At 31.7% G+C, this 13,664-nt stretch carries 8 protein-coding genes; 4 read left to right on the forward strand and 4 right to left on the reverse strand.

What is annotated here, in order from left to right:
* Positions 1 to 449: 449 nt before the first annotated feature.
* The 4 genes from KQA_RS0210165 (at position 450) to KQA_RS0210180 (ending at position 8,355) form a co-directional block, all read left to right on the forward strand.
* Positions 450 to 1,811: a hypothetical protein gene (locus KQA_RS0210165; protein ID WP_010180733.1), complete on the forward strand. Its 1,362-nt coding sequence runs from the start codon at positions 450 to 452 to the stop codon at positions 1,809 to 1,811.
* Positions 1,812 to 1,972: 161 nt separating this feature from the next.
* On the forward strand, positions 1,973 to 3,880 hold the full coding sequence (gene dnaK / locus KQA_RS0210170; protein WP_010180735.1) for a molecular chaperone DnaK: 1,908 nt from the start codon (positions 1,973 to 1,975) through the stop codon (positions 3,878 to 3,880).
* Between the two features lie 738 nt (positions 3,881 to 4,618).
* A complete protein-coding gene (locus tag KQA_RS0210175) occupies positions 4,619 to 4,801 on the forward strand; it encodes a hypothetical protein (RefSeq protein WP_010180737.1) in 183 nt (60 codons plus the stop codon).
* Positions 4,802 to 5,322: 521 nt separating this feature from the next.
* Positions 5,323 to 8,355: an FG-GAP-like repeat-containing protein gene (locus KQA_RS0210180; protein ID WP_010180739.1), complete on the forward strand. Its 3,033-nt coding sequence runs from the start codon at positions 5,323 to 5,325 to the stop codon at positions 8,353 to 8,355.
* A gap of 214 nt (positions 8,356 to 8,569) precedes the next feature.
* Here the strand turns inward: KQA_RS0210180 and KQA_RS0210185 are convergent, their stop codons facing one another.
* The 4 genes from KQA_RS0210185 to hppD are packed head-to-tail and all read right to left on the reverse strand — an operon-like array spanning position 8,570 to position 13,648.
* Positions 8,570 to 9,463 (reverse strand): flavin reductase family protein, encoded by an 894-nt coding sequence (locus KQA_RS0210185; RefSeq protein WP_010180742.1) that lies wholly within the window; start codon positions 9,461 to 9,463, stop codon positions 8,570 to 8,572.
* A 12-nt stretch (positions 9,464 to 9,475) separates the two neighbouring features.
* Positions 9,476 to 10,711 (reverse strand): fumarylacetoacetase, encoded by a 1,236-nt coding sequence (gene fahA, locus KQA_RS0210190; RefSeq protein ID WP_010180744.1) that lies wholly within the window; start codon positions 10,709 to 10,711, stop codon positions 9,476 to 9,478.
* Complete coding sequence (locus KQA_RS0210195; RefSeq protein ID WP_010180746.1) at positions 10,708 to 12,471, reverse strand: aromatic amino acid hydroxylase; 1,764 nt, start codon at positions 12,469 to 12,471, stop codon at positions 10,708 to 10,710. The genes fahA and KQA_RS0210195 overlap by 4 nt, the downstream gene beginning before the upstream one ends.
* A 16-nt stretch (positions 12,472 to 12,487) precedes the next feature.
* The gene (gene hppD / locus KQA_RS0210200; protein WP_010180748.1) at positions 12,488 to 13,648 is read right to left on the reverse strand and encodes a 4-hydroxyphenylpyruvate dioxygenase; all 1,161 of its coding nucleotides are present in this window, start codon (positions 13,646 to 13,648) and stop codon (positions 12,488 to 12,490) included.
* Positions 13,649 to 13,664: the final 16 nt, after the last annotated feature.

Genomic DNA, 13,664 nt, shown 5'->3' on the forward strand with positions numbered 1-13,664 from the left:
AAAATTCTATTTAAATAATCATTTAGTGTTTGATAAAGATTTAGGATCATTTTGTTTCAAGAAACACGAACCAAGAGTAGATTCTTTACCTATACGCAATTTATTAAGAAAGTCGTTTCCTACAAGTGTTTTTTGTTTTTGGTTAGATTGCTAACATTCAGTTTTTTAAAACCAAATTTATTTAAAATAAATTTTTAATCTAAAAACTCTGTAAACTATTGATTTTATTGATAGTTTGTTTTTTTTATAAAAAAAAATGAAAAAAAATGTAAGCTAAAAATAAGATCGAGTACCAAATAATTGAAAATACAGTTTAATACTCAATCGTTTTTTTGGCCAAAAATAAGATTCAGAATTTTAACACTAACTAGTTGTAAACTTACATGTTATCATTTTTTTAATGTGAATAGTGAGCAACTACAAATTAATTCTAACTTAAAGAAAACATTATGAAAATTAAATTTTTAATAACATCCGCAGTTTGCTTAGGAATGGCAGTAAGCTGTTCAACAGATGAGATAACCGATGTAGACAACACAGGTGAATTAACTGAGGCAGAACTTAGATTTCGAAAAGTAGATTTATCTAATCCAAGGTCATTTAACTTTTTTGCAGCTAAAAAAGAAGCTTTAACTTTATTGAAGTCAATAAAGTTAGATGGTGGTGAGCCATTTAACGTTAAAAGACCTGCAGTACGATATACACGTGACCAAAACGTTTTTGTACCGTCTGCCATAGGAATAGATTTTAGAATTGATAGAAATGTAGTCCCTCAAGGACCTACGGTAAGATTACCAATGTTTACAGGTTGGGAAACAACGGAAACAGGTAGAAGGAAAGGGCATTATGTAATAACAGAAACTTCAAATAGATTTATATCTAAATTATTAGGAGTTGCTTTTGCACCTCGTATGGCTAATGCCCGTGGTTCAGATGGAGTACAATTAGGGAAGTTTACTCGTAATGGAAGATTGGTGTTTGAAGGAAGTGTAGATTTTTCTCCAAAACGTTCTTTAGTAGCTGGAGTTCCAGGAGGAGGATTATTATCATTCCCTCCAGCGGAAGCTAATGCAGGAGCCATTGCCGATGATAATTGGTCCTCTTATGTTGTATTACCTAGTGGTTTAGTTATTAATGCTCAATTAGTAGCAAATGATACAGGAATCCATGATAGAATACCAGCATTAGATACTAGTATTGATGGGCAAGATGATTTTAATAGTCCATTTTTAAGTAAAGAAACTGCATCAGTGGTATTACAGTTATTAGATGGGTGGCATGATGGAAGAGATTATTACTTTCATATCGTTACCGATACATCAGATCCAGGACCAGCAGCAATCGAAAAAGGAGTATTTGCACCTAAGTTAAATAACATTCCTGCTTTTGGTGAATTTCCAGGAGGTGCGTTTTTAGGTTTCTCACCTTGTGCTAATGGAAACCCAGAAAGAGATGCAGAAGGGAATATTCAAGGGCTTAATGTAGCTATTGATAGTGAAGATCAAAATCAGGATCCAACAAATACATTTCCAATAGATCCTTCAGATGATAGATTTTCTCCAATGTGGGATGCGCATATTTGCGAATGGGCAGCTTCGGTACCAGAAAACGAAAGACCAATTTTAAGAAGTATTGCACAAATCGAAAAAGAAATTGCAAATGGTCGATTAGGTAATTTTAGAGGAAATAACGGACCTGTAAATCCATTTATCGCAGGTTTAATGCCAACAAGAGCATTAATTAATTGTCCAGTTATTACTCAGCCAGTTGAGTCAGCTATTGGTACAATAGTTGGAGAGCCAATGCCATAATAGGTATACAAAAATTAATTTTGGGAATAAAATGTCCATGAGTGTAAACTTGTGGACATTTTTTTGTGACATCATGTCAGTAATTTTTCCGTGGCATAATGATTGACTTAAGAACAAACGTAAAATTGAAACAAATAAGTAAATAATAAAATACATAGTTTATGTCTAAAATTATTGGAATTGATTTAGGAACTACAAACTCTTGTGTATCTGTAATGGAAGGGAATGAGCCAGTGGTTATACCTAATGCAGAAGGAAAAAGAACAACCCCATCGGTAATTGCTTTTGTTGAAGGTGGAGAGATTAAGGTAGGTGACCCTGCAAAGCGTCAGGCGGTAACCAACCCAACTAAAACCATTTCTTCTATAAAAAGATTTATGGGGAACAAATACTCTGAATCTAGTAAAGAGGCAGAGCGTTCAGCATACAAAGTAGTAAAAGGAGATAATAATACGCCACGTGTAGATATCGATGGTCGTTTATATTCTCCGCAAGAGCTTTCAGCAATGACACTTCAAAAAATGAAGAAAACTGCTGAAGATTATTTAGGACAGGATGTAAGTAGAGCAGTAATTACTGTTCCTGCTTATTTTAATGATGCGCAGCGTCAAGCAACTAAAGAGGCTGGTGAAATTGCAGGTTTAACTGTAGAGCGTATTATTAATGAGCCAACAGCGGCAGCTTTGGCTTACGGATTAGATAAAAAAGAAACAGATCAAAAAATAGTAGTATTTGATTTTGGAGGAGGAACACATGATGTTTCTATTTTGGAATTAGGTGATGGTGTTTTTGAAGTACTAGCTACTGATGGTGATACACACTTAGGAGGTGATGATGTGGATCAAAAAATTATTGATTGGTTAGCCGCAGAATTTGAAGCAGAAGAAAGCATGGACTTACGTAAAGATCCTATGGCTTTACAACGTTTAAAAGAAGCAGCAGAAAAAGCTAAAATTGAATTATCATCTTCGGCTTCAACTGAAATTAACTTGCCATATATTACTGCAACTGCAGCGGGACCAAAGCACTTAGTACGTAGTTTAACTAAAGCTAAATTTGATCAATTGATTGACGATTTAGTAAAACGTACTATTGAGCCATGTCAAACGGCACTTAAAAATGCAGGATTATCTACTAGTGATATTGATGAAATTATTTTAGTAGGTGGATCAACACGTATCCCAGCAGTGCAAGAAGCTGTTGAAAAATTCTTTGGGAAATCACCAAGCAAAGGAGTAAACCCAGATGAGGTGGTTGCTATTGGAGCAGCAATTCAAGGGGGAGTTTTAACGGGTGATGTAAAGGATGTATTACTTTTAGATGTAACACCTCTTTCGTTAGGAATTGAAACAATGGGTAACGTAATGACTAAGCTTATTGAAGCGAACACTACGATTCCTACTAAAAAGTCTCAGGTATTCTCTACGGCAGCCGATAACCAACCAAGTGTTGAAATTCATGTGTTGCAAGGAGAGCGTCCAATGGCTCAAGATAACAAAACAATTGGTCGTTTCCATTTAGATGGTATTCCACCAGCACAAAGAGGTACACCACAAATTGAAGTAACTTTTGATATTGATGCAAATGGTATCATCAAGGTTTCGGCAACGGATAAAGCAACTGGTAAATCACAAGATATTCGTATCGAAGCTTCTTCTGGTTTAACTGAAGATGAAATTGCTAAAATGAAGCAAGAAGCAGAAGCAAATGCGGAAGCAGATAAGCAAGCTAAAGAAACTGCAGATAAATTGAATGAAGCCGATGGAATGATTTTTCAAACGGAAAAGCAATTGAAAGAGTTTGGTGAAAAATTATCTGACGATAAAAAAGCACCAATTGAAGCAGCTTTAGAAGAATTGAAAAAAGCTTATGAATCTAAAGATTTAGCGGTAATAACACCAGCTTTAGATAAAATTAACGAAGCCTGGAAAGCAGCTAGTGAGGAAATGTATAAGGCACAAGCTGAAGCAGGAGGACAAGGAGCACCAACGGGTGAGCCTCAAGCAGACGCTGCTGGAGATGCATCATCTAACGATGTTGAAGATGTAGATTTTGAAGAAGTGAAGTAAGTTTCTTTAAAAAGAATATTCCCATATCGGGAAATAGAAAGACCGTCTAATTTTTGTTAGACGGTCTTTTGTTTTTTAACATTATTAGATTCTATTAAAAGGTCACCTTTAGTATTCCATCTTTTCCTTTAGATATTATTTTATGAGATTTTTATTATCAAATAATTCATTATTCAAATAATCATACTTTTATGAAGTACTTGTGTACTAACTATTTTCTATGACTGCCACTAAAATAAAAGTTATAATTATGTAACTTAGGGCAAGATTTATAATCTGAAAATAATAAATTGAAAAAGTATATAAAATATCTGATTTCTTTCCTTCTGATTTTTGGTCTGAATGTTAATGGTTGTTCTATATATTCACAAAAAAAATCATCAAGCTATTATCAGGCTTTAGGGATTAATAATCGAAAAGAAAGTAGCTATAAGTATTCTGGATTATATATTTATGGACGACGATTAATAAAAGAAATAATAGTTGTTGCACTGATTTCATACCTTAAGCTTCGAGATACATATACTTTTCAAAGTACAAGAATTTTAAATTTACAAAATAAACAGTATCAAAAAATAAGTTCTATAATAGCTAGATACGTTTTCTTGAGTAAAAAACTCCTGTCTAGTAACCAATATCCAAGTTTATACATAGCATAGCATAAATTCTCATTTTATGTGGATATGCACTTTGTTGCATAAATGATAAAAAAATGTTTAACCATTTATCATTACTAAAATGTATAATCAAACTAAAAAACAGTATTTGGAGAAATCCATACATATAGGTCATTGGATAAAAAGAAAACTTATTTTAATTACAACTGCATTTATGATTGGAATGTCAAATGCTATGTGTGATGAAGATAGAATGGCTAATGAAAATCAATATCGCATAGAACAGAAAGATAAAAAAGATTGAAAACTAATAAATAACATCTCTTGATAATTCTATTGCTTTGTAAATCTATAACACGAAATAATTGTATTTTTCGAAAGCACTGGTGTAACAGGTAAACTATATATAGCATATAGGGCAGTTTTGTGTTAGTTTGAAAAGCTTGGGTTTGTTTGGAGTTGTAGTTAAATCTTTTGTTTTGGCTTTATGGGAAAAAATAAATCAAAATGCTTAGTGCTAAGCCGAAAATATAGTATATTTCACGTGTTATGTTTTTATCAACTTATTTGATCACGGTATTAAAAACAAATTAGGCAATGAGAAATAACACAATTAAATTCTTAGTACTGGTATTTGTAATATCTATAAATACCTGTAAAACGGATAAATCAAATACAAAAGATGATGATTATTCAAAAAAGGAAAGTCTTTATTCTAATTTTTATCGGATACTAATGAAAAAATAATATATAAATTGGCAAAAAAACAAATAAAACATTTAGATTATTTTCACTCAACTCTTGTCTACGTACAAAAAAAATAAAATGAATACTAAAAACTACGTTCTACTCTATATTGTTTTTTTAATGGTTCCAATAATTTCTACCTCCCAACAAGCTTGGAAGGATCAGCCTGAACTATCAATAGATGAAAACAAAAATATTGTTTATACTGATGAGTCTGATGGACAAAAAAAAAGTATATTTCCTGTAATGCTTTATGGGTTTAATGATAATAATACAACAGATCCCTTGACTGGTAGTACATCTGTTATTAACCAAGACGGCATTCGACATTTTATAAATAGTTCTGAGGCCAGAAATTTATCAATAAACAACAATAATTTTTGGTATGAATCCTCTAATTGGGGATTCAATATGGTTTTTACAGAAAATGAACACAGACATGATAATAATAATTATGACTTTTTTATAAAAAATTGTAATTCTCATAAAAAAATTGGAATTTCAAGAAGCGATAGGCATCTTGTAAATGATAGAGCCAGTATATATTCATTTCCAGATGAACCCATTACATATTTAAATAATATTGAAAGATTTAAGCAAATAAGAAATTTATGGCAAGCAAATAATTTTTTGAAAGGCAAAAAGTTAAGTTATGTAAATTTCTCAGTTGCTCCTTATTATCATAGAAAAACAAACGATTCTTATAACAACAACCCATTTGAAAGTACACTTCAATTTAGAAACAGAACTAATACAAATTTATCTTACAATGAAGTAGTTAAATATTCTGATATTATTTCTTTTGATTACTACCCTTTTAAACCAAACGGTCAAATATCAACTAAAATGCATTGCTACCCCTCAGAAAAAACATCTGTCGGTGAATTTACTCATTTATTAAAAAATGAATATCCAGAAAAACCCATATGGGCAGTTATTCAAACCTCTTGGTTTTTTCCTGAAGAAAAATATGAATTCAATCAAAATACGTGTGATTTTACACAAAACACTTTAACTAATAAAATAATTAATTACGACAAAATCATACGTCAATTAACTTTTGATGCTATTATTGGCGGAGCTGATGGTATTTCTTTTTGGGGACATCAAAGAGCGTCTTTTTTACTTAGTAGTGGCATCAGTGAATACGATTTTTTAACACAAGATATTGACAACTCTCTTTGGAAAGCTACACTTTATCAAACTAAAGAACTACAAGAATTACAAGAAAACTATGACAATATTTTATTGGAAGACAACCTAAAAGGTTCATATGTTAAAGAAGAAGCCGTAAGATATACTTTTAAAAAAGCAAAAAACTCTAATAAATATTATTTTTTTATTATTAACTCAACAAACAAAAACATAACAGCAAATATAAAGATACCTGAAAACTTAATAATTAATGACAAGATTCCGATGCAATCTATTGGCAAATACAAAATGCCGGGACTTAACGGAACTACATCAATTGAAAAAGACTACAGGAATCCAAATACCTTAGGAAAAATTGCTCCAGATAAAAAAACTTTTTCAACAAATCTTTCAGGATATGGTACTAACATCATTTCTATGGAATTAGTTCCCTATATAAAAGGAAAAGATATTGCAGTTTTTTATAATTATAAAACAGATGAGTTCAATAGTACTCCAAATATACATCTTATTAATTCTCATGAATCATCAACTAAAAAATACACGCACAATTGGGTTACATTATTGAATCAATGGAATGCCGATTCAATAACACATACCATTAGCGCTGATTTTAATAATGATAATAATGATGATATTGCTGTTTTTTATAAATATCCCAATAATAATTCTAGCGAATTTGATGGTATTCCTACCTCTCTACATTTAATATCTTCGAACCCCAACAATAATACTATGGAAACTAAATTACATTGGTGTGAAAATATTATAAATTCATGGAATTCCGAGAGCATACTTTATACCTTATCTGGAGACTTTAATAATGACGGAAACGATGATATTGCTGTTTTCTATAAATACCAATTTCCTCCTTCGCAAAATAAAGATTATTTTGGATGTCAAGTCCACTTAATAACTTCTGAAGGCGATAAAAAAGGAAAAACAATATCAAATTGGGTTCCTGAAATATATGAAAATGGATGGAATTCAAACAATATAGAACATGCTGTATCAGGTGATTTTAATAATGACGGAAACGATGATATTGCTATTTTCTATAAATACCAATTTCCTCCTTCACAAAATAAAGATTATTTTGGATGTCAAATCCACTTAATAACTTCTGACGGAAAAGGTGGAAGTAAAACAATAATAAATTGGGTCCCTGAAACATATGAAAAAGAATGGAATTTGAGTGATGTAAAGAAAGTAGTTTCCGGAGATTTCAACAATGATGGTAATACAGACATTGCTGTTATATACAGATATCAATTCCCATTATCAAAAAATAAGGATTATTTTGGCTTTCAAATTCATTTAATTAAAAGTGATTCAAATAAAAATGAAATAATTCTAAATTGGGCCCCTGAAACATATGAGAAAGAATGGAATTTAGATGATATAATCAATATATCTACAGGTGATTTCAACAATGATCGTAAAGAAGACATAGCCCTATTTTATAAACACCCCAATGAAAATAAAAAAGACATATCATACAAATATGGAGCTAATATTCATTTAGTCACAAATAAATCAAAAAATGAAGGTCAAATTATTTATAATTGGTCGTATTTAAATAATGATTGGAATGCAGATTCTATTCATTTTATTAATTCAGGTAATTTCAAGGATAAAACATTGGTTTCAAGTAAAAAAATAGCACACAAGAATTCAATAATATCAAATAATAATTTCCATACAACTATTTATCCTAACCCTTTCAAAGATAAAGTAAATTTAAAATACACTTTAAGCTCAACAATATCTTCATTCAAGATCTCTATCTATGATATAAAAGGAAAAAAAATTAAAACTATCAGTAACAAAATGCATTCTGAGAATATTTATCAAATAAAATTAGATAATGCTAATAGTCTTTCTACCGGCATTTATTATATGAAAATAACTTTAAATAATGAAATAATAAAAATATTCCCAATTATTAAAAATTAACAAACTCAACTCCTTGTATTTTTGAATAAGGTTAAATCACAGTTTTAATTACCCGATGGAGTTCTTCTGAATGATAGGCTAGCGCTTCATCTATGACGAGTGCCAATAACGAATAAATACAACCACTTCTATTAAATTAGGAGTGGTTTTTTAGTTTTAAGAAGCCCTATTGTTTTGAATATTCTTTAGATCTAATTTTAACATATAATTCAGATTACACACAGAACAAAATACTTAATGCCTCTTCGAGATTATTATTTTTCAATTGTTTTTTTGCAATTAGATGTATTTTTTTATGCTTAATTTTTGAATCTAAAATTTTTAAGATGCTTTGAATTTTTTTTTCGGATTTCCATTTATTAATGCTTATTGCGTTAGGTTTTTGAGCTATATTTCCGAGCCTTCCTAAATCATTACCGCTTAGAATTTCACTATTTATAACATGTAGTGGCAACTTATCTACGCCTATTCCTTTAGTAAGTGTGGGCTTTGGAATTTCGAAAAGAGCATTTTCATTAGCTCTTGTATACCAGTTTGCTCCCATACGAGCTACTAGGTCAAGTTTTTTTGTGTCTAATTTTCCGTTAACCCCTTTATATTCATCCTTAATATGAATAGTAACCACACGAGAAATAATTAAATTACCTGCACCACCTTTTGTTCCTAGTTCAATAATATTATCTACAACACATTCAAAAGATATGGGTGCTTCGGCCACTCGTGGTGGTTTTATTTTTTCTGAAGGAATTGGAGTAAATCCTGCTTTTGCAAACTCATTTACCCCTTTGTCATATTCGGTACTGGTGAGAGACATTTGTTCTACCATAGCATAGTTAACAATATTAATTACAGTTTCATTAACCTCTTTTACATTTTCATAGGTATGTTTTGTGGTATTATCGCGACCTCTTCTGGCAGGTGAAAAAATTAATATTGGAGGATTTGCGCTAAAAACATTAAAAAAACTAAATGGGCTTAAATTTATATTGCCATTTTTATCTATAGTAGAGGCTAAAGCAATGGGCCTGGGTGCTACAGCGGTTAACAATATTTGGTGTAACGCTGCGGTAGAAATTGAATTTGGATCTATAGTAGTGGTGTTTTTCATTGGAATTATATCTTATAAAGTAGGTAAAATTTGAGCGCTTACTTCACCAAACCCGACTCTAATATCGTTTTTTATACAATAGCCTTTCATGGTAATAGTATCATAATCTTCAATAAAAGTTCTTTCTTCTCCATCAGCTAATTTTAATGGTTTTTTTCCTCCCCAAGAGAGTTCTAACATGGAGCCATAAGAAGTAGTTGATTTTCCACTAATAGTTCCGGAAGCCATTAGATCACCAACTTTTATATTACATCCGTTTATGGTATGATGTGCTAATTGCTGCACCATATTCCAATACATATATTTAAAATTGGAGTGGCTAACAACAGTTGCGTCTTTATTTTTTGGTTGGATGGATACTTCTAAATTAATATCGTAGTTTTTGAAACCTTCATATGTTAAATAGGGGAGTACCTCTGGTTCCTGAATGGGACCTTTAACTTTAAAGGGCTCTAATGCTTCTAAGGTAACTACCCAAGGAGATATGGATGATGCAAAGCTTTTTCCTAAAAACGGTCCAAGAGGAACATATTCCCATTTTTGAATATCTCTGGCAGACCAATCATTAAATAGCACTTTTCCAAAAATATATTCCTCAGCTTTATGCGTAGTAATGTGATTTCCAATAGTTGTACTCTTGCCAATAATAAATCCCATTTCTAGCTCAAAATCTACACGATTCGAAGCTTTAAAAATGGGATGTTTTTCGTTTGGTGGTAGTACCTGTCCTTTGGGTCTGTGGATAGGTTTTCCACTTATAATAATTGAAGAGGTCCTACCGTGGTATCCCACAGGTAAATGTTTCCAATTGGGAAGTAGTGCATTTTCGGGATCTCTAAACATCATACCTACATTAGTGGCATGTTCCATACTCGAATAAAAATCGGTGTAGTCCCCAATTACGATTGGAAGATGCATTTGGACTTCATTTTGAGGCAAAAAGACAGCGTTGTTTTCTTTTAAAATGGAATTTTCGTTGCATAATTCTTGCTGGATAATTTCCCGTATTTTGGTAGTTTTTTCTTTTCCTAAAGCAATAAAATCATTTAAGAAATTATTTTTAAGTACTCTTTTTTTGATTTTTATCTTTTTAAAAATGCCAAGCTTGTAAGCTGCAAATACGTCTAGAACTTGATTGCCAATAGCAATACCTACCCTTGGTTTTCTTTTTTTAGAAGAAAAAATCCCAAAAGGAATATTGTAAATGGAAAAGTCTGATTGCTTTGGTATGTGTATCCAGGTTTTCATAGGACTAATTCTTTTTTAGTGATTAATTCTAAGCCAGATAAAATGAGTTTTTTGTAGCTTTTATTTTGAACTAAATTTTCTAAATAAGTCAATACAAAAGATTCTAATGTATGTTTAGAATCATAAACTAATTCATAAATTTCTAATGCTAAAAGCCAATCATTTGGATAGTTTTCCTTTACCGATTCCATAATTTGAGAAAGCATATCAAAATCAAGCTCATTACTCTCTCGTATTTCCCTTACTTTATTATAGAATTGATGCAAAGTTAATGCAGCTTGTGAATAAGTTATTTTATGGGTTTTAACTGTGGAAACCTTATGTAAATCTTTAAAAGATTTTGGTGATGCAGGTCCGGCATAAGCAGATACAATATCTTTTCCTATAGCCATATCATAGATACCCCATTCAGGCTTAAATAAGATCTTTTTTTGGTGCGTAACTGTACAGTCTTCAAATGAAATAAGAATGATTTTACCTTTTAAATTACGTTTACCAGTGATTATTTTGCCCTCAACTTTAATCCCTCCTTCAAATGTAAGTGTGGTACGTTTACCTTCGTAAATACCATATACTTTTAAATCTTGAGGTGACATATCTTCTATAGCTAAATTAATGCCCTCTAATTTTCCTAACGGACTTCCAAAGCCTTCGGCATGATAGGCTACTCCATGGCCAATTAATTCTTTATCTCTAAAAGCTAAAGCAGTTTTACCAGTGGTTTGTATGTATATGGGGATATTATTATGGGATAATACATTGGTGAAAATTCCAGAAATTTGGATACCAGTACTTAATTCTACGGTTCCTATATTTTTGGACTGAATTAGTTTTTCTATTCCAGAAAGTCCCCCAGTTCTTAAAGCCATCGTATGAGCAAATTTTTCCAAAACATAACTTAAATGAGCAAAATTGGGGGTAACAAACAGTTGCGGTTGTTGCTTGGTAATATCAAAACTTACATTTGAGGCATCAATGGTGTAAGGGATTTTTTTAACACTTTCATTCAAGCATAATTTACTTTCACCTATGGAAGATAGTAAGCCGGCTCCATAAATTTTTGGGTTATTAATAGTACCAATTAATCCATATTCAACAGTCCACCAATGCAAATTTCTTAGTTGTGCCATTTCAGATAGTTCACCCATAGTTGCTTGAACCTCATTTAGGTTTTCCATAGCTTTATCCAAAGTAGCTTGTTCTGTATTTGGATCTTCTTTTAAAATAGATACTTTTCTAACGGCTTCATATAAATCATAATCTCTGGACGATGAAATTGCTTTACTGCCAATTTCCCCAAATCGTCTTAAATATTCGGCATATTCGGGATTAGCAATAAAAGGTGCATGTCCGGCTGCTTCATGAATAATGTCTGGGGCAGGAGTGTAGGCGATGTGGTCTATGGTTCTCATATCTGATGCGATAACCAAAACATTATAGGCTTGAAATTCCATAAAAGCGTTTGGAGGAATAAAACCATCTACGGATACAGCTGCCCATCCAATTTCTTTTAAAATCCTATTCATACCTTCCATTTTTGGAATATGATCTATAGAAATACCTGTTTTTTTAATCCCGTCGAGATAATAACTATGAGCTACTTTTGGCAAATAATTGGTATTTAAACGCATTACATAACGCCACACGGCTTGGTTTTGAGCTGTATATTCTTCATAAGGTTGCCTAACAATAAATTTATGTAAGTGTTTGGGCAGCTTTTTGGTGACACTGTTTAAATTAAATTGATGGGTAGTATTCATTTTAAAGTTTTAAAAATTATAAAGTACCTCTGTTTGCTTGTTCTCTTTCTATTGCTTCGAATAATGATTTAAAGTTTCCTACACCAAAAGATTGCGCTCCTTTTCTTTGTATGACTTCAAAAAATAGGGTAGGTCTGTCTACAACAGGTTTGGTAAATAATTGCAGTAAATAACCTTCTTCATCTCGGTCTATTAATATGCCATGTTGTTTAAGAACAGCAACATCTTCATCAATTTCTCCAACGCGTTCAATTAAATCATCATAATACGTATCTGGCACATATAAAAACGCTATTCCACGGTCTCTCATTGCAGCAACGGTGGTTATGATATCATCTGTAGCTACAGCAATATGTTGTACCCCGGGACTGCCATAAAAATCTAAATATTCTTCAATTTGTGATTTTTTATTTCCTTTTGCTGGTTCATTTATGGGGAATTTAATTCTACCATTTCCATTACTCATTACTTTGCTCATTAGTGCCGTGTATTCGGTCGAAATATCATCATCGGTAAACGAAATAATTTGAGTAAATCCCATCACATCTGCATAAAAATTACACCAAGTATTCATTTCTTTCCAACCCACATTACCTACTATATGGTCTATATATTTTAAACCAACTGGAGCTGGATTATAATGAGACTCCCATTTTTTATATCCAGGTAAAAAAGGGCCAGTGTAATTTTTTCGTTCTACAAAAATATGTACTACATCGCCATAAGTATGTATTCCAGATCTAATTACATAACCATTTTCATCTACTTCTTTTGTGGGTTCCATAAAAGGTTTGGCACCTCTTTTTATGGTTTCTTCAAAAGATTTAGTAGCGTCATCGACCCATAAAGCCATCACTTTAACACCATCGCCATGTGTATTAATATGTGCATTAATCTCCCCATTCTTTTCTAAAGGGCTAGTTAAAACCAATCGAATTTTACCTTGTTTTAATACATAAGAAACACGGTCTTTTAACCCAGTTTCTAATCCGGCATAGGCAAATGATTGAAAACCAAAGGCTGTTTTGTAAAAATGAGCACTTTGCTTGGCATTGCCTACATAAAACTCTACGTAATCTGTTCCTAATAAAGGTAAAAAATCTTCTGCATCTGCAAATATTTTTTTTAGCTCATATTCAGTACTTTGTAAATCGTTTATTTTTTTAATAGTTGCCATTGTCTAAAATATTTAT

It is taken from the genome of Aquimarina agarilytica ZC1, assembly GCF_000255455.1.
Classification (GTDB): domain Bacteria; phylum Bacteroidota; class Bacteroidia; order Flavobacteriales; family Flavobacteriaceae; genus Aquimarina; species Aquimarina agarilytica.